The sequence below is a fragment of the Mesorhizobium sp. M0491 genome (assembly GCF_040321265.1).
Lineage (GTDB): Bacteria > Pseudomonadota > Alphaproteobacteria > Rhizobiales > Rhizobiaceae > Mesorhizobium.
In genome coordinates, this window is record NZ_JAMYRE010000034.1 from 13,222 (window position 1) to 30,350 (window position 17,129).

The 17,129-nt window shown below is 62.4% G+C and carries 18 protein-coding genes and 1 riboswitch; of the genes, 9 read left to right on the top strand and 9 right to left on the bottom strand.

What is annotated here, in order from left to right; translation table 11 throughout:
• Positions 1-7 precede the first annotated feature (7 nt).
• Positions 8-931, top strand: a complete 924-nt coding sequence (locus NKI69_RS30745; protein WP_023811093.1) for a sugar kinase — start codon at positions 8-10, stop codon at positions 929-931.
• Positions 932-938: 7 nt separating this feature from the next.
• Here NKI69_RS30745 and NKI69_RS30750 read toward each other — a convergent pair whose 3' ends face one another.
• On the bottom strand, positions 939-1,874 hold the full coding sequence (locus NKI69_RS30750) for a prephenate/arogenate dehydrogenase family protein (protein WP_023811092.1): 936 nt from the start codon (positions 1,872-1,874) through the stop codon (positions 939-941).
• Between the two features lie 6 nt (positions 1,875-1,880).
• The gene (gene hisC, locus NKI69_RS30755; RefSeq protein ID WP_023811091.1) at positions 1,881-2,990 is read right to left on the bottom strand and encodes a histidinol-phosphate transaminase; all 1,110 of its coding nucleotides are present in this window, start codon (positions 2,988-2,990) and stop codon (positions 1,881-1,883) included.
• Positions 2,991-3,126: 136 nt separating this feature from the next.
• Positions 3,127-3,204, top strand: a riboswitch (SAM riboswitch).
• 114 nt (positions 3,205-3,318) lie between these two features.
• Between hisC and metX the strand changes: the two genes are divergently transcribed.
• The 4 genes from metX (at position 3,319) to NKI69_RS30775 (ending at position 7,135) form a co-directional block, all read left to right on the top strand.
• Entirely contained in the window at positions 3,319-4,488 is a 1,170-nt protein-coding gene (gene metX, locus NKI69_RS30760) for a homoserine O-acetyltransferase MetX (RefSeq protein ID WP_023811090.1), read from the top strand.
• 58 nt (positions 4,489-4,546) lie between these two features.
• On the top strand, positions 4,547-5,161 hold the full coding sequence (gene metW, locus NKI69_RS30765; protein ID WP_352441742.1) for a methionine biosynthesis protein MetW: 615 nt from the start codon (positions 4,547-4,549) through the stop codon (positions 5,159-5,161).
• Positions 5,110-5,964: a Stf0 family sulfotransferase gene (locus tag NKI69_RS30770; RefSeq protein ID WP_352723189.1), complete on the top strand. Its 855-nt coding sequence runs from the start codon at positions 5,110-5,112 to the stop codon at positions 5,962-5,964. Before metW ends, NKI69_RS30770 begins: the two co-directional genes overlap by 52 nt.
• Before the next feature lie 163 nt (positions 5,965-6,127).
• Positions 6,128-7,135 (top strand): glycosyltransferase family 2 protein, encoded by a 1,008-nt coding sequence (locus NKI69_RS30775; protein ID WP_245273210.1) that lies wholly within the window; start codon positions 6,128-6,130, stop codon positions 7,133-7,135.
• Between the two features lie 30 nt (positions 7,136-7,165).
• Here the strand turns inward: NKI69_RS30775 and NKI69_RS30780 are convergent, their stop codons facing one another.
• Positions 7,166-7,516: a DUF1330 domain-containing protein gene (locus NKI69_RS30780; protein ID WP_023811086.1), complete on the bottom strand. Its 351-nt coding sequence runs from the start codon at positions 7,514-7,516 to the stop codon at positions 7,166-7,168.
• Between the two features lie 368 nt (positions 7,517-7,884).
• Between NKI69_RS30780 and NKI69_RS30785 the strand changes: the two genes are divergently transcribed.
• Positions 7,885-8,817, top strand: coding sequence for a glycosyltransferase family 2 protein (locus NKI69_RS30785; protein ID WP_023811085.1), 933 nt, complete (start codon positions 7,885-7,887; stop codon positions 8,815-8,817).
• Between the two features lie 70 nt (positions 8,818-8,887).
• On the opposite strand, the gene NKI69_RS30790 is transcribed toward NKI69_RS30785, so the two are convergent.
• The 3 genes from NKI69_RS30790 to NKI69_RS30800 all read right to left on the bottom strand — a co-directional run bounded on the left by NKI69_RS30790 (position 8,888) and on the right by NKI69_RS30800 (position 12,518).
• Positions 8,888-9,691, bottom strand: a complete 804-nt coding sequence (locus NKI69_RS30790; protein WP_023811084.1) for a DUF1194 domain-containing protein — start codon at positions 9,689-9,691, stop codon at positions 8,888-8,890.
• Between the two features lie 85 nt (positions 9,692-9,776).
• The gene (locus NKI69_RS30795; protein ID WP_352723192.1) at positions 9,777-11,603 is read right to left on the bottom strand and encodes an ABC transporter ATP-binding protein/permease; all 1,827 of its coding nucleotides are present in this window, start codon (positions 11,601-11,603) and stop codon (positions 9,777-9,779) included.
• 132 nt (positions 11,604-11,735) lie between these two features.
• Entirely contained in the window at positions 11,736-12,518 is a 783-nt protein-coding gene (locus NKI69_RS30800; protein ID WP_352723193.1) for a class I SAM-dependent methyltransferase, read from the bottom strand.
• Positions 12,519-12,714: 196 nt separating this feature from the next.
• Between NKI69_RS30800 and gloB the strand changes: the two genes are divergently transcribed.
• Both gloB and NKI69_RS30810 read left to right on the top strand, forming a co-directional pair.
• A complete protein-coding gene (gene gloB / locus NKI69_RS30805; protein WP_352723194.1) occupies positions 12,715-13,482 on the top strand; it encodes a hydroxyacylglutathione hydrolase in 768 nt (255 codons plus the stop codon).
• A 19-nt stretch (positions 13,483-13,501) separates the two neighbouring features.
• Positions 13,502-13,930, top strand: a complete 429-nt coding sequence (locus tag NKI69_RS30810; protein WP_352675467.1) for a cupin domain-containing protein — start codon at positions 13,502-13,504, stop codon at positions 13,928-13,930.
• 13 nt (positions 13,931-13,943) lie between these two features.
• Here NKI69_RS30810 and NKI69_RS30815 read toward each other — a convergent pair whose 3' ends face one another.
• Genes NKI69_RS30815 through NKI69_RS30825 form a run of 3 tightly spaced genes read right to left on the bottom strand, consistent with a single transcriptional unit; the run spans position 13,944 to position 16,394 of the window.
• Positions 13,944-14,618 carry a lysoplasmalogenase family protein gene (locus tag NKI69_RS30815; RefSeq protein WP_352723196.1) on the bottom strand — a complete coding sequence of 225 codons (675 nt, stop codon included), beginning with the start codon at positions 14,616-14,618 and terminating at the stop codon, positions 13,944-13,946.
• Positions 14,615-15,571, bottom strand: a complete 957-nt coding sequence (yddG, locus tag NKI69_RS30820) for an aromatic amino acid exporter YddG (RefSeq protein WP_352723197.1) — start codon at positions 15,569-15,571, stop codon at positions 14,615-14,617. Before yddG ends, NKI69_RS30815 begins: the two co-directional genes overlap by 4 nt.
• Before the next feature lie 34 nt (positions 15,572-15,605).
• The gene (locus tag NKI69_RS30825; RefSeq protein WP_023811078.1) at positions 15,606-16,394 is read right to left on the bottom strand and encodes a DUF3108 domain-containing protein; all 789 of its coding nucleotides are present in this window, start codon (positions 16,392-16,394) and stop codon (positions 15,606-15,608) included.
• Between the two features lie 273 nt (positions 16,395-16,667).
• On the opposite strand from NKI69_RS30825, the gene rpmB reads away from it, so the two are divergent.
• The gene (gene rpmB, locus NKI69_RS30830) at positions 16,668-16,964 is read left to right on the top strand and encodes a 50S ribosomal protein L28 (RefSeq protein WP_013529373.1); all 297 of its coding nucleotides are present in this window, start codon (positions 16,668-16,670) and stop codon (positions 16,962-16,964) included.
• Positions 16,965-17,129 lie beyond the last annotated feature (165 nt).

A 17,129-nucleotide genomic window follows, 5' to 3' on the forward strand; every position in this document is an offset into this window, starting at 1 on the left:
CGCTGCGATGGCAAGACCCGTGAAGCTGCTGAGCGTTGGCGCTTTGACGCTGGACACCATCCTGCGCGTCGAGACGCTGCCCGTGCATCAAGGCAAGTTCATTGCCTCCGACGGCGTCCAGATCGCCTCGGGCATGGCCACGAGTGCTGCCTGCGCCGCGCATCGCCTGGGGGCCGAGGTATCGCTGTGGGCGAGCGCGGGTGACGATGCCGTCGCCGACCAGCTCATCGCCGGCATCGAGGCCGAAGGCGTCGATTGCACCTTTGTGCGCCGCGTCAGAGGCGCCCGCTCGGCGCTGGCCTCGATCCTGGTCGACGCGTATGGCGAGCGCATCATCGTGCCGTTCTATGACGGGCTTGCCCAGGCCGATCCCGAAGCCTTGCCGGTCGCCGACCTCACGGCATTCGACGCCGTACTGGTCGATGTCCGCTGGCCAGGTGCGGCAGCCCTTGCCCTGAGAGCGGCGCGCGCCCTCGGCCGGCCGGCAATCCTCGATGCCGATACCGCACCGTTGCAGATCCTGGAACAGCTGTTGCCGCTCGCCACGCACATCGTCGCTTCGGAAACGGCGGCGCGCATTGTCTGCGGCCAGGCGCTCGATCCAGAAACGGCTTGCGCCGATCTCGCCAGCCGCACCGACGCTTTTGTCGCAGTGACAGGCGGCGCGGCGGGCAGTTGGTGGCACGACCGTCGCGCAGGCTGCGTGCGCCATGTCGCGGCACCGAAGATCAAGGCGATCGACACATTGGCCGCCGGCGATGTCTTTCACGGCGCCTTCGCCGTCGGGCTGGCGGAAGCCATGCCGGTCGAGCAGGCTTTGCGCTTTGCCAGTGCGGCCGCCGCGCTCAAATGCCTGCGCTTCGGCGGCAGGCTTGGTGCGCCGAACCGGGCCGAGACGCTGGCCATGGTTGCGCAGACCTGGCCAGCCTGAAACTGACTTAGCCCTTCGCGGGATGCTCGACGGCCTGGCGACCGAAATCGGGCACGTCGATGTCCTGGCCGGCCTCGATGATCGAGCGGCGCACAGCGCGGGTGCGGGTGAACAGGTCGAAGAGTTTTTCGCCGTCCCCCCAGCGGATCGCGCGTTGCAGGGACGCCAGATCTTCCGAGAACCGCGCCAGCATTTCGAGGATGGCGTCCTTGTTGTGCAGGCACACATCCCGCCACATGGTCGGATCGGAAGCGGCAAGACGCGTGAAGTCGCGGAAGCCGGAAGCCGAATATTTGATCACTTCGGACTTGGTCACCGACTGCAGATCGTCGGCGGTGCCGACGATGTTGTAGGCGATGATGTGCGGCAGGTGCGAGACGATGGCCAGCGTCATGTCGTGATGCTGCGGGTCCATGGTATCGATGTTGGCGCCGCAGCGGCGCCAGAACTCCGACAGCCGCTCCAGCGCGTCCGCGTCGGTATCGGGCAGCGGCGTGAAGATGCACCAGCGATTGTCGAACAGGTCGGCGAAGCCGGCGTCGGGGCCGGATTTTTCCGTGCCCGCCAGCGGGTGGCCGGGAATGAAATGGACGCCTTCAGGGACATAAGGCTGCATCTGCGCGATGACAGACGCCTTGGTCGAGCCGACATCGGTGAGGATCGCGCCCTTCTTCAGCGCCGGCGCGATTTCCTCGGCCACCGCGCCGGATGAGCCGACCGGCACCGAAATGACGACTAGGTCGGCATCGCGGACCGCCTCTTTCGCATCGGTGGTATAGCTATCGCCGAGCCCGAGTTCCTCGGCTCGCGCCAGCGTCGCCGCACTGCGCGTTGATATGGCCACGTGACGGGCCAGCCCCTCGCGGCGGATGACGCGGGCCAGCGACGAGCCGATCAGGCCGATGCCGACCAGCGCGATCTTTTCAAACATCGGTGATGTCATGGCGTTCTAGCTTTTCAGAAATGTCGTGAGAGCGGCGACAACGCCGCGATTGGCTTCTTCGGTGCCGACGGTCATGCGCAACGCGTTGGGAAAGCCATAGCCCGAAACGCGCCGCAATATATAGCCGCGCGCCGTCAGATAGTCGTCCGCCGCCGCCGCCGAATGCTTCTGATCGTCAGGAAAATGAACGAGGACGAAATTGCCGACGCTCGGCGTTACCCGCAGCCCGAGCTTTGTGAATTCCTCGCTCAGCCAGGCCAGCCAGGTCTCGTTGTGCGCCACGCTGCGCTCGACATGGGCGCGGTCGCGGATGGCTGCGATACCGGCCTCGATCGCCGTCGCATTGACGTTGAAGGGACCCCGCACGCGGTTGATGGCGTCGACGATATGCATCGGCGCATACATCCAGCCGATCCGCGCTCCGCCGAGGCCGATCTTGGAGAAGGTACGGGTCATCACCACGTTCTGGGCAGCACCGACCAGCTCGATGCCGGCCTCATAGTCGTTGCGGCGGACATATTCGGCATAGGCCGCGTCTAGCACCAGAAGCACGTGCCTGGGCAGGCCGGCATGCAGGCGGCGCACCTCCTGGAAAGGCACATAGGTGCCGGTCGGATTGTTGGGATTGGCCAGGAACACGATCTTGGTGCGCGGCGTGACGGCTGCGAGGATGGCGTCGATATCGGCGCGCTCGTCTCTTTCCTTGATCGTCACCGGAACGGCACCTGCCGACTGGATGTAGATCTTGTAGACCATGAAGGCGTGTTCGGTGATGACAGCCTCGTCGCCGGGCGCCAGATAAGTCTGCGCCAGCAGGCCGAGGATCTCGTCGGAGCCGTTGGAGCAAATGATGTTCTGCGGGTTGAGACCATGCACCTCGGCGATCGCTTCGCGCAGCCGCCTGGCGGTGCCATCTGGATAGACGTCGAGCTTTCCGGCAATCTCGCGCGCGGCTTCGATCGCTTTCGGCGAGGGCCCTAGCGGATTCTCGTTCGAGGACAGCTTGTGAACCTTGGCGACGCCCGCGGGCGCCGTGCTCTTGCCCGGCACATAGGCGTCTATGTCCATGATGCCCGCGCGCGGGGTTGGACGTGCCTGGTCCGGTGTCTGGCTCATGTCGCAAAATCCGTCGAGAACGCTTCCTGAGGGAAGCCGCAGCGGAAATACAAGCCGTGGCCTGCAATGTCGAGAGGCGACAGCCACCGCCCAAGGCTGGCCGTTGACGCCGGCGCGCCACAGCCCTAGAAGGGGAGCGGACTTCCGTGGTGATTTGGCCGGTCGGCTTGCAGCCACGTTAAACAACTTGCTAAAGGGCCGTTTGCATCCTGTAACCGGCTTTGCAACCGCAATGCCGGTTTTTTGTTGTCCGCGCCGGCCGGACACCCGGGTCGGCATCGACTTTCGACAAGCGCGATGCGTGGGCTCAAAGTGTGAGATGGATGTCATGGCCGTTCTGCGTGCCCGCAAAACCAACAACGAGGTCGACCAACCGTCGAGCCCGGTTTTGCGTTTTGGATCCGACAAGCCGCTCAAGCTGGACGCCGGCACGCTGCTGTCACCGTTCCAGATCGCCTACCAGACCTACGGCACGCTGAACGATGCCCGCTCCAACGCCATCCTCGTCTGCCATGCACTGACCGGAGACCAGCACGTCGCCAGCACCAATCCGGTGACCGGCAAGCCTGGCTGGTGGGAAGTGTTGATCGGCCCCGGCAAGATCATCGACACCAATCGCTTCTTCGTCATCTGCTCCAACGTCATCGGTGGTTGCCTTGGGTCCACCGGTCCGGCCTCGACCAATCCCGCCACCGACAAGCCCTATGGGCTTGACCTGCCCATTATCACCATCCGCGACATGGTGCGGGCGCAGCAGATGCTGATTGACCATTTCGGCATCGAAAAGCTGTTCTGCGTGCTCGGCGGCTCTATGGGCGGCATGCAGGTGCTGGAATGGGCATCGAGCTATCCGGAGCGCGTCTTCTCGGCGCTGCCGATCGCCACCGGCGCGCGCCATTCCTCGCAGAACATCGCCTTTCATGAGGTTGGCCGCCAGGCTGTCATGGCCGATCCGGACTGGCATGGCGGCAAATATTTCGAGCACGGCAAACGCCCGGAAAAAGGCCTGGCGGTGGCGCGCATGGCCGCCCACATCACTTACCTGTCGGAAGCCGCCCTGCACCGCAAGTTCGGCCGCAATCTGCAGGATCGCGAGGCGCTGACCTTCGGCTTCGACGCCGACTTCCAGATCGAAAGCTATCTGCGCCACCAGGGCATGACCTTCGTCGATCGCTTCGACGCCAATTCCTACCTCTACATGACGCGGTCGATGGACTATTTCGACCTTGCCGCCGACCATGGCGGCCGGTTGGCCGATGCCTTCGCCGGAACGAAAACCCGCTTCTGCCTGGTGTCTTTCACCTCGGACTGGCTGTTTCCGACCGAGGAGAGCCGCTCGATCGTGCATGCGCTCAACGCCGCCGGCGCATCGGTATCCTTCGTCGAGATCGAAACCGACCGCGGCCACGACGCATTCCTGCTCGACGAGCCGGAACTGTTTGCCGCCATAAACGGCTTCATCGGCTCGGCGGCCCGGGCGAGAGGGCTCAGCGCATGACCTCGAAAAATTGCAGGCTTTTCGGATCGGGATCGTGCGCCAGGCAGGGGGCGAAGCCATGAGCGTCAACCGCGACCAGCGCGTCGACCTCGAGGTCGTCGCCAACCTCATCCCGCCACAGTCGCGCGTGCTCGATGTCGGCTCGGGCGACGGCTCGCTGCTCGAATTGCTGCAGGACACCAAGCAGGTCGACGGCCGTGGGCTCGAGCTGTCGCAGCGCGGCGTCAACGAATGCGTGGCGCGCGGCCTCTCGGTCATCCAGGGCGATGCCGACAAGGATCTCGAATTCTATCCCGACAAGGGCTTTGACTTCGTCGTCCTGTCACAGACGCTGCAGGCCACCCGCAACCCGAAGCTGGTGCTCGACGAACTGCTCAGGATCGGCAACCGCGCCATCGTCTCCTTCCCCAATTTCGGCCATTGGCGGGTGCGCCTGTCGCTGTTCGTCAACGGCCGCATGCCGGTGACCAAGGACCTGCCCTATTCCTGGTACGACACGCCCAACATCCACTTCTGCACCATCCGCGATTTCGTCAATCTGTGCGACGAACTCGGCGCGACAGTCGAGAAGGCAACCGCCCTCGACGCTGCCGGGCAGAAGATCGGCCTGTCGATGCCGTGGTGGTTCTGGAACTTCTTCGGCCAGCAGGCAGTGTTCTTGCTGAAACGGTAATATTGATCGCCATGTATCTCTTTCGTAGGCGCCCTCTGCCAGTTGAAATCCCACCGGACATGCGGGCTGGGTTGAAAGCCGGAATTCTCATCTGCACCTCACCGCGCAGCGGCAGCAACCACCTAGCCGGATTGATGGCAGCCACCGGGCTTGGCAACCCACTCGAGTGGTTCGGGGGCCGCCGTGTTCTAGAAATGCCGAACTATCCCCGCGACCCCCGTGCCCAGGTTTTGCGTGCACTGAAGGACGGGCGGTCTCCCTCCGGGATTTACGCGGTCAAACTGTTTGCCAGCCAGTTTTCACAGGTTGCCAAAACCGTGGATCTCCCCGCAAGCCTTCCAAAGCTGCGCTATATGCGGTTGACGCGTGGGGACCTCGTTGGTCAAGCAGTTTCGTGGACCCGCGCTCGTCAGAGTGGTCGGTTCCGCTCTACCGAGGCCGATCAGAAGAGACCATGCTACGACGGCAAAGCAATCGCGGACTCGCTTGAAAAAATCATCCTGGAAAATCTGGCCTGGGATGTCTGGTTTGCAAAAAACGGATTGTCCTTCCTATCACTGACATACGAAGAACTCCTTGAACATCCACGGACCTGCCTTGAAAGGGCTGCATCTCTGGTCGACGCCAAGCTTGTCTTGAAACCCGGGTCTGATCTCGATTCGGGCCTCGATATTCAACGAGACACCATCAATGAGGAGTGGAGAGAGCGGTTCTTGGCGGAATATTCTGACACGTCGAACTTCCATGCCAACAATTGCCGTCGCGGTTTTCTTAAAAAGAGGAGCTCAAGGTTCTCGATCTGATCGAACGGCATTGTACGAGAACACGAAGCATCCAGGGGCGCCAGAGATGCGATGTTATTGATCAAAGCGCATCGCCGTCCATGGCGATCACGAGCACAAATTCTTATTGCACGCTGGTTTGACAGCCCGCCGAGAGCGTTATAGCCACATCGGCACTAATAACTTGATCGGTTCAGATATGGCTCAAGAGCGTCCAACGTATTCACTCGTCGTCGAAATGGAGAATGCAAAATCGATCGACTGGGACGAGATCGGCGTTGGGATGAAGGCCTTGGCTCGGGAAATCACATCGGTTTCAGCAACCGGTTTAGTGCGACCAAGGATCGTTATTTCTCACGGGGGAGCAGAGTCGGACGAGGATGCGTTGCGTCGTGAGATTTCGAATGAGGCCCCGCAGCTCGGTCAGGTTGCCGAACTCGTCTTCACGGCTTTCCCTGGCGGCCGATATTACGACCTGAAGAACAACGGCATGCTGGCATCGGACGGAGATATCGTCATCTTTATGGATTCCGACGTGGTCGCGGAACCAGGATGGCTACCAGGACTGCTTGAGCCCTTTGAAAACTCTGAAGTTATCTGCGCAAACGGATATACATACCTCTCATACGACGATTTCTTTTCAAGAACGTTTGCGTTGATCTGGTTTTTCCCGATGGCCCGTGGAGACGGGCGATTTGCCTCGAAGCGAGCGATCAACGCTAACAATGTAGCGTTTCGACGCGAGTGGATCGTCAGCCATCCTTTTCCAAAACATAACGGCTTCAAGGTTTCCTGCACTTTGCTGATGCGCGAACTGCTGCGGGAGGGCCACAAAATTCATAATGTCGACGCACGCGTTTATCACTATTCGCCGCGGGGCTGGCGGTTCTTTTACTGGCGCGCCCTGGTTACAGGTCGCGACGCCGACCGGAAGTTCGTTGCGCTCAATTCGCCGAGCCGCGCGCGACGGATAGTCAAGTCTTTCAGCCGGTGGCTCACCATGTCATGGCGCACGACACGACGGATCGTAGGCCATGCCCGGGAAACGGGGATGCCGCTTTGGCAGGTTCCCTTTTCTCTGATTGTCGGTCAGGCATTTTATGGTTTGGCGTTTTGGGGCCAGTTCAGTTTTGCGACTGGCATGGTTCGTGACAAAATTGAAACTGTGCCCGACTATGTTGGGCACAGCTAGACGCTTTACCGCCATTCCTTGAACCGCGGTTCAGCGTCCAATTGATCCTTGACCCGTCGATTGTTCCAGAACATCCGTGGCCTTGTGCGGATGTTCGACGCCGTCGACGAACACGACATCGGCCTCCGAATTGTCCGTGCGCAGCGCCAGTATCGCCCGGTAGGCGGGCGAATTGTACCAGCCACGCACATGCTGCCTGTCGGGAAATTCTATGATGATCAGATGGCCAGGCCAGTCGTTCTCGATCACCTCCACATCGCCGCCATGAACCAGAAAACGGCCGCCGAAAGGTTCCAGCGTGGCATCGATCTTGTGCAGATATTCGACGATCTGCGGACCCATTGCGGCTTGGCGCATATGGGCGACGGCGTAAGCGGCCATGACTGGACTCCCTTGTCATCGAAGCCGAGTTGCCGGCCTCGCATGGGCAATCTGACCAAACGCCGAGCGCTAAGCGATTACGTCTGAGGTAATGAGATGTATGCTACCTGTCATGATGGGTTGCTTCCATGGTGATTCGCAATGCTATGTGCGGCGGTGCTGTTGCAATTGGAACGCTAGCAGCGGGGATTCGTTGTCTCGCGCGGATTGAGTACCGGCACGGTGGGTGACAGGGGCAGTCGTTTTTTGTAGCGTCGCGCCGACTGTGATGCGGTGTAGAGGAAGGGAAGTCCAATCCATTCGACCGTTCTGAAAATCGAAAAGTCCTGGACAGACGCGCAACCCTGCGCAGGAAACAGCTGACAGACATGGCCGGGATCCAACCGACACCTCTCATCACGGTCATTACGCCGACCCACAACCGACGCGAAACGGTGTTGCGCGCCGTGGAAAGCGTACTCTCCCAGAGCATGTCGAGGCTTGAGCACATTGTCGTCGACGATGGTTCGACCGATGGAACCGAAGCGGCGCTGGCCCGTATCCAGGACCCGCGGCTGATCTATGTCGGGGCGAAATGGCGAGGCGCCAACGCTGCCAGGAATGCCGGCATCGAGCGCGCGCGGGCACCGTTGGTGACGTTCCTCGATTCCGACGACATCTACATGCCGCACCGGCTTGAACGAACCCTGACCTGGTTCGATGAGAATCCTGCACTGCAAGTGCTGATCAGTTCGTTCGTGTCCCTGAAAGGCAATCGCATCACAAACTGCGTCAACCCCGAGGCGTTCGTGAGCCCCGCAATGCTGGAGCGGACGCTGGTTGGGCAGACCATCTTCATTGCCGGCTCCGCGATCACCGCTCGCCGCGAAGCCTTGCTGGCCATCGGCGGCTACGACAGCGACATCACCCGCATGCAGGATCGCGAATTGCTGCTGCGCCTTGCCCGGCGCTTCGGTGCGCAGTTGTCCAGGGATCTGGACTGGACGAAATACAATTCGGAGAACTCGATTTCCGGCCGCCGTGACGGCTATGTCGAGGCCTATGCGAACCTGATGGGCAAACATCCGCATATTGCCCATGCCTACCCGCACATTCCGCCTTACATGATCTCGCGGCAGCTCATCGCCGACATCCTGCGAGGCAGGATACCGGAGGCATTTCAGGGCTACATGGCCAACCGTTCATCCAAAACGCTTGGCTATTCGCTGCCGGAATTGATGCAAGGCTATGTCCACGGCCGGCGCTGGCGCCGCGATCTGTCCAACGAGTTTCGCAATCAATTTGGTGCCCGGCCCGCTTAAACCGAGAGGGATTCCGGGAAATTGTGGAACGGTTTTTCCTCCGGATCGCGTTAACCCCTCTGTCGAGAGCTCAACGGTCAAGTTCGGGAAAATACGGATCCGATAGAAACCGCCTGTCCCGTTCGCCTTGCAGGCAGTCTATCGGCGTCGCCGCGTCGACGGGGATGCTTCCCACCTCGTCCTGAATGCCGCTCACTTCCAGGAGCAGCTTGCGCCGGATGGCTGTCGAAAACTCCGCGGCGGCATAGATAGGCAGCACGAAGGAACCGGGTCCGCCGATCACGCACTGCGCATAATACTGGTCGAGATGGCTGAAGGTGGGCGACGGGCTGATCAGGATCGGCAGGCCGTTGACGACGATGCCTTTGGCAGTCGCCGCATCACGCGTTGCGGTGACCGGCGGCCCGATATTGTTCGGTCCGTCGCCCGAAATGTCGATGACGCTGCGTTCGCCCTGGAAAGACGTGCGGTCGAAAAGCTCGGTGCCGAAGGCCAGCGCGCCGGAAATCGAAGTGCCGCGAAAGCTGCGGAACGGACGAGCCGCGACCTTGTCGGCAAAGCTGTTCGCGCTCTCGGCACTATCGATAATCTGCCAGCTGATGACCGCGTCGTCGCGCACCGTGCCGGCCCATTCGAAATAGGTCAGCGCTATGCGGCCCTTGGCGCCGGCGCGGACAGCCTTGATGAAGTCGGGATGCCGCAGCGCCTCGACATAACCGGCCCGCTGCAGGGCGAACTCCTTCTCGTCCATCGACAGCGAGATGTCGACCGCCAGCACCAGCTCGACGTCGACGGCGAGCGCATCCGGCGGCGAGGCGGCCGGGGCAGCCTGGGCGCAGGCAAGACAGGCAAGCAGGCGCAGAGCATCAAGCATGGCCGTCGCCAAGATGTTTCTCCCAAGGAGCTTCCCTCGCGATCACGGCAAAATAAAGCTTTGCTTCCCCCGCCCGGAAATCAGCTCATTTCTTGCGACGAGCGGCGGCTGGCGGCGGTTCGATCGCGCCGGCTCTGACGCGGGCGGGCTTCAGGGCTGGCGCACCAGAATCCTTGATGATCGTCAACGCGCGCGGGAAGAAGTGGTTGTTGTGCTGGCCGCGCCCGATGTTGAGGATCGCTGTCCCCGGCAAACGCTTATCGAGCATCGACAGCACGCGTCTTAGCGATGGGCCGTCGAACGCATCCAGCGCCTCATCGATGATCACCCATTTCGGCTGCCGCAACGCGAGCCTGGCGAAGGCCAGCGAGCGTTGTTCGTCATCGCCCAACTCATGGTCCCAACGCCCGGCGCGGTCGAGCGACGAGGATAGCCGTCCCAGACCGACCTCGGCCAGCACCGCCGAAATGTCGGCATCGTTCGCCGGCGCGGGCCCGTTCGGGTGATCGAGGACTTCGCGCAACGTGCCGACCGGAAAATAAGGCACGCGCGGCACGAATATGGGGGTTTCTCCCGCCGGCAGGCCGATCTGGCCGCTTCCCCATGGCCACAGGCCGGCAATGGCACGAAAGAACAGCGTCTTGCCCGCACCGGGGCCGCCGGTGATCATGACGCGCTCGCCGGGGCGGATTTCGACATGCGAGTCGGCGAGTCTGGTGCAACCCTCCGGCGAGGTCACTTCGAGCTTCTCGAAAGTCAGGCTGCCATTGACGTTTTGGCCGAAGGCGATGCGCTTTTCCGTGTCGTGCAGCGCATCGGTTTCATCGAGCGCGATGCGGAAATCGGCCACGCGCATCAGCGTGGCGCGCCAATCGGCGATACTGCCGATGTTGTTGATGAACCAGCGCAAGGAGGAGTGGACCTGGTTGAAGGCGCCGACCGCCATCATCAGCCCGCCAAAGCTGATATCACCTGAGAAATAGACCGGCGAAGCGACCAGTATGGGCGCCACGACGGTGATCCAGCCATAGGTGTCGGTCACCCAGGACAGGTTGATCTGGGCGGCGTAGATGCGCCGCATGGCGCCCAGCACCGTGCCGAGATCGAGTTCGAGCCGCCGCCTGGCGTCGGCCTCGCCATGATACAACGCAATGGCATCGACATTCTCGTTGACGCGCACCATCGAGGAGCGCAGCTCGGCTTCGCGTGTATAGCGGTCGCTGTTCAGGCGGATGAGCGGGCGCCCGACCAGCCAGCTCAGCCAGGAGGCGATGCCGGCGTAAAGGATGGCGGCCCAGACCATGTAGCCCGGTATGGCCAGCGAGGTCCCGCCGATGTGGAACACGAAGCCCGAGGACAGCTCCCACAGCACCCCGACGAAGGACACCAGCAGGATGCACGACTGCAGCAGGCCGACGCCGAGATCGGTTGACAGGTCGGACAGATGCGCGGCGTCCTGCTGCATGCGCTGGTCGGGATTGACGCCGATGGCGCCGGCATTGGCCAACCGGAAGGCGCGCGCCGGCCGCATCCACTGATCGATCAGATCCAGCGTCAGCGCCTCGCGCAGTTTGAGCCTGATCATCTGGTTGAGCCAGGTCTGGCCGATATTGAGCACCAGCAGCCCGCCGGCGATCATCGCGAAGACGAGGAGCTGGTGCAGGAAGGCCGCCATGTCGCGGCGCGCAAGCGCATCGTAGAAAGGCTGGTTCCAGCGGTTGAGCAGAACCTGGCCGATCGACGTTGCGATGATCACGGCCATGATGCCGACCGATGTCCACTGCAACCATTTGCGAACCGGCGATCCCGCCAGCGCCCGCCGGATCGTCATCACCTGATCGCGCAGGCTGCTGGCTTCGACCGCCACGGCAACCGGCTGAACGGCGGCGGCATTGTCCGGTTGATCAGCCATGGCCGAGGTCCTCGCGTCAGTGCTGAAACCGGATGGAGAAACTTGACAGGCGTTCGTATGGGCTGCCGGATGGGCTGTCGGTCCGCTTGCGACAGATAGGCAGGGAAACGACGTCAGGCACGCTTGCCGTGATCACGAAGCCGTCACCTGCGCAGCCGAGGGCTTGGCATCGGCATTGTGACGGCCAAGCCGGGTGGCGCCATGCGGCGACAGCACCGGCACGAAGACGCGGCGCGAGGCGCGCTGGACGACGGGCACGCCTTGATAGAGCCGTTTCTGCGCCTCGACCACAATGACCCCCGAAAAAATCGGCCACAGCCGCCGGCCGGCGCGCTCCAGCACATTGTGGAAGCGCATCATGAAACGGCGCCTCGACGGCGGAAAGAACAGCGCATCGGACCAGGCGGCCGGCGTAAAATTCGCCTCGCGCAGCAATTCGGTGAGCTGGCCGCGCGAAAAGGGCCGGCCATTGCCGAATGGGGTGTGCTCGAAGCGCGCCCAGACACCGCGCCGGTTGGGCACGACGATGACCACCCGGCCAGCCGGCGACAGCACGCGCCAGATCTCGTTCAGCGTCTCACGCGGGTTCTCGACATGTTCGAGCGAATGGACGAGCAGCATGCGGTCGATGCAGGAATCGACCAGCGGCAGTTCCTCGTCGAAGACCAGTGCCGTCGCCGTCGGCCCTGTCGCCGGCCACACCACCGCGCCCTGCGTCGCCGGCATGAAGGCGAAAACCCGCTCGGCGTCGGAGCCGAACCGCTCCAACCACGGCAAGGTGTAGCCCAGACCAACCAGCCGCTCGTTGGGCACGACCGCCCATATCGACGACAACGCCATGGTGATCGAACGCTCGGCGAAACGGCCGAGTGTTGTCGAATAGAAGGAGCGAAGATCGACGATGTCGGAATGCATGGCAGGGATGTAGCCGCGATATCGGCGGGTTTCAACAACAGGCCGCGACGACCTGGCATTCCGGGAATGTCACTAGACATTGCGGGACGTCGTTCAACGTCCCGGAATGTTGCTCAACATCCAGGATGTCTTCAACATCCAGGATGACATCCACGCGCCGGCGCCCTATGTCTGCGGCCATAAACGGAGAGATGCGATGCCGGTCGAAATCGAACAGTTCATGTGCCGCAGCGACAATTTCGGCGTGCTGGTGCATGATCCCAAAAGCGGCCAGACCGCGATCATCGACGCGCCCGAGGAAGCGCCTATCCTGGCCGCGCTCAAGCGCACCGGCTGGACGCCGACGATGATCCTGACCACGCATCATCACATGGATCACGTTGAGGCCAATCTGGCGCTGAAAGAGCGCTTCAAGCTGCGCATCGTCGGCCCGGAAGCGGAAAAGGCCAAGATCCCCGGCATCGACGAGACCGTCGAAGACGGCTCGGTTCTCCATCTTGGCGATGAAAAGATCGAAGTCATCGCCACGCCCGGCCACACCGCCGGCCACGTTTCCTACTATTTGCCGGCTTCGGGTGTGGCGTTCGCCGCCGACACGCTGTTTGCGCTGGGTTGCGGACGGCTGTTCGAATGCAAGCCGCCGGTGATGTACGATTCGCTGAAGAAGCTGGCCGCGCTTCCGGCCGAAACGATTATTTATTGCGGTCATGAATACACGCTCGCCAACGCCCGTTTCGCGCTGACCGTCGACCCGACGAATTCGGCATTGAAGGAACGCGCCGCCAAGATCGAAAAGCTGTGCGCCGACAATAAGCCGACGCTGCCGACGACGATCGGCGAGGAGCTGTCGACCAATCCCTTCCTGCGCTGGCACGATCCGGCGATCCGCAAGCATCTGGGGCTGGAGAAAGCTTCGGACGCCGAGGTCTTTGCCGAAATCCGCAAGCGCAAGGACAATTTCTAGGCCCGGTGGTATCGTCGCCATGACCAGCTCCGCAGAAATTATCGCGACGCTCGGGCTGAAGCCGCATCCGGAAGGCGGCTGGTATGCCGAGACCTTTCGCGATGGCACCGGCGGCGCGCGCGGCCATTCGACTGCCATCTATTTCCTGCTTGAGGAGCATCAGGTTTCGACCTGGCACCGGGTCAAGGATGCCGCCGAGGTCTGGCATTTCCATGCCGGCGCCCCGCTGGCGCTGGCGATGTGGGAGGAAGGCAGTGCCGTTGTGGAGCAGGTCCTCGGCATCGATCTCGCAGCCGGTGAGCGGCCGCAGATCGTCGTGCCCGCAGGATGGTGGCAATCGGCGCGCAGCCTGGGCGAATGGACGCTGGTCGGCTGCACCGTCGCGCCGGGCTTCGAATTTGCAGCTTTTGAGCTGGCGGCACCCGGCTGGCAGCCTGGACAGTCCTAACTTGGCAAGAACCTTAATTTAGCAGGAAGCCTAGCGTGGTCGCGAGCTGGGCGGCGTAGTATAGCGCCCAGACGGCGAAGCGCATCAAGGCGCGGTGGGGCGAGATGGCGGCGACAAGGAATTTCTCCGTGGCGAGCAGCCCGTCCGATACCATGAACAGCACGGCGCCACCGATCACCCACATATTGCTGGTTGTCAGCGCCGAGATGCCCATTGCCAGGATCGCGGCGATATAGACGGTGATCGGGATACGCAGGCTGGGACCGACACGACGCCACAGCGCCGCCAGCACGATGACCACGAACACCGCCATGGCGAGCGCGATCACTCCGCGCCACGGCTCGGCGCCAAGCACTCCCAATCCGCCACCGCTGCGCAGGAACAGCGCGACATAGACGATATGGGCGACGAGAAAACTGGCCAGACCGCCGAGAAACGCCTTTTCACCGTCGCGCGACAGGAAGGCGTCGCCAGCGGCGCTGAGGGCGAGCGCGGCGACCAGCAGCAGCGGGCCGCCCTGCAGCCCCGCCAGAACGGCAAGCATCGCCACGGCAAGCGTCTTTGCCGCCGAGCGGGCGAGCGTCGGCGGCATGCCAAGCGTGAAGGCGTAGATGACCGCCGCCGCCAGCGAAAAAATCAGTGTCGCATTGGCATTGGCGTCGATGCCGCCCGCAAACGGCATCGTCATGCCTGGGCTCCGCCTTCGGATGCCCGGGCTCCGTCTTCGGATGCCCCGGCTCTGCTTTCGGATGCCGCGGCTCCGCTCTCGACCGCAGCCGGCTTGCGCAGGAACAGGGATTTTGCGGCGAGCACCGCACCGCCGGTGATGAGCACGCAGGCGGCGAGGATGCGCAGCGACGGCTCGGCGACGCCGGCCGCGATCAACACCAGCGTCGACAACAGCGGTGCGGCATAGCTTGCGGCACCCAACACCTGGATGTTGCCGCGCTTGACGCCGATGTCCCAGGCATAGAAGGCAGCGCCCACCGGCATCAGGCCAAGGCCAAGCACCGCCAGCCACTGGCCGGCGCCGACGGGCAGAACGGTCTGTTCCAGCGCCAGGTGGCAGGCGAGCGACAGCACCGCGGTGGCAGCACAGAACCAGGTGACGATGCTGGTCGGCACCGACGGGAAACGCCGCGACAACAACGAGTAGGCCGACCACAGGACGGCGCAGACGGCAGCCATGGCATAGCCGAAGGAATAGCGGGCGTCGAAGGCCAGCCCGCCACCCTTGGTGACGATCAGCACGGTGCCGGCAAGGCCGAGCAGCGCGCCGACGATATGGTTCCAGGCAAGTTTTTCGCCCGGCATCAGCGCCGAGCCGAGCACGATCAGCAGCGGCCACAGATAGGCGATCAGGCTCGCCTCCACCGCCGGCGCATTGCGCAGCGCGGTGAAATAGAAAAAGTGATAGCCGAACAGGCCGGCAATGCCGATCAGCCACACCTGCGGCGGTATCTTCTGGCTCTTGTCGGGTGCCGGCATGAACAGCCGCGCGACCAGCCCGACGCCGGTGCCGATCGAGAAGGTGATCGCCGACAGCAAGAACGGCGGCACCTGGCCCGACGCATCGGTGAGCAGTGCGAGCAACGCCCACATGGCGACCGCCGAAAAGCCGATCAGTGTTGCGCGCCCCATTCTGTCTCCAGTGGCGCGCCAATTCCGCGCCTGGCTATTGTACGGCTTCGAAACGCCCGGCGCTGATGGTCAAGGTGCCGATCTGCGTGCCAACCGTGGCACGGATCGGCGCATATACGCCGGTTTGGCCGAGCGGTGCAAACGTCACCATCATGCGGCTTTTGTTCTTGAGATAGTTGAGCGCCTTGCGGCCCTTGCGATAACCCGCCACCGGCTCGAAGCCCATCTGGCAGGTGACGGTGTCGCCCTTGTAGCCCGGGACCGAGATCGTGCCTTTCGACGCGTAGGTCAACGTCAGGTCGGCACGCATCTCGCCGTCATAGAACTTCACCGTGCGGCCGCAGACCTGGTCGAGACTGTCGGCATGAATGACGGTGGCGGCCATAGGATCGAGCACCGATGCCAGGTCGCCGGCACCGAGCGGTACCCAGTTCTTGGGGTCGCGTTTGCCTGGTGCCGGTACGACCTTCGTCGAAGTGACCCTGCCATTGGCAAAGCGGATATCGACCACCGATGCCTTCTTGCCGGAGGTGTAGTCGGCGCGGAATGCCTGCGGCACCATCTTTTTGCCCGCAATCGTGCCTTTGGACGAGATCGTGCCGCGCGTGTCGTCGAACAGCTTGGCGAGACCGGCCGCGGTGACACTGCCTTGGATCGCGTAGGCGCCGTTCTCATAGCGGCTGGAAAACGTTGATTTCGCTATCGAAAGACCAAGAAACGACACCGTGTACTCGCCCTTGAACGACTGCGGCGAGGCAGCAGACGCGGCGGACGGCAAAGCTATGGCAAGCATGGCAACAAGGGCATGTGGCGAACGAAGCATGGCGGGATCGGGTCCTTGATTTTCGGCCGGAGGCGGGCAACTCCGGTCTGGCATGTCCCTATGGAACCGCTTATAGGATGAATTCCGGCCTTAATATGAAAATGCCGGGCGCGCCGTGGGCAATGCAGGGGCTGGGCAAGCCGGAGCTTGACGCCTCGGCGAAATGCAACTATGGAACGCCAACTTTTTCCATAAGGCCGCCTGACCAGAACCGCGCGCCATCCGGCGTGGGCTTGAGTGTTTGGCAGACCCCGAGAACTGAAGGTTAGAACAATGTCCCGCACCTGCGAACTCACTGCCAAGGCAGTCATGTCCGGCAACAATGTGAGCCACGCCAACAACAAGACCAAGCGTCGCTTCCTGCCGAACCTCGTCAATGTGACGCTGATTTCGGAAGCGCTGAACCAGAACGTGCGCCTGCGCATTTCGGCCAACGCGCTGCGTTCGGTAGAACATCGCGGCGGCCTCGACGCCTTCCTGGCCAAGGCAGACGTCAAGGAATTGTCGCAGCGCGCCCGTTTGCTGAAAAAGCAGATCGCCAAGAAGACCGCCGAACAGGCTGCCGCTTAAAACAGTTCAAAGGCGGGGGACGACCGCCCTGGCCAACCTCTTGTTGGCCTCTGGCCAACACTTGTTGGCCTGAGCATCGGATCGAAGCCGCAAGGTTTTGGCAATCCGGTGCCCACATACGAAGGCAAGCATCGCCCGCATGGGCATGGTGCTTGGCTGGTTCCA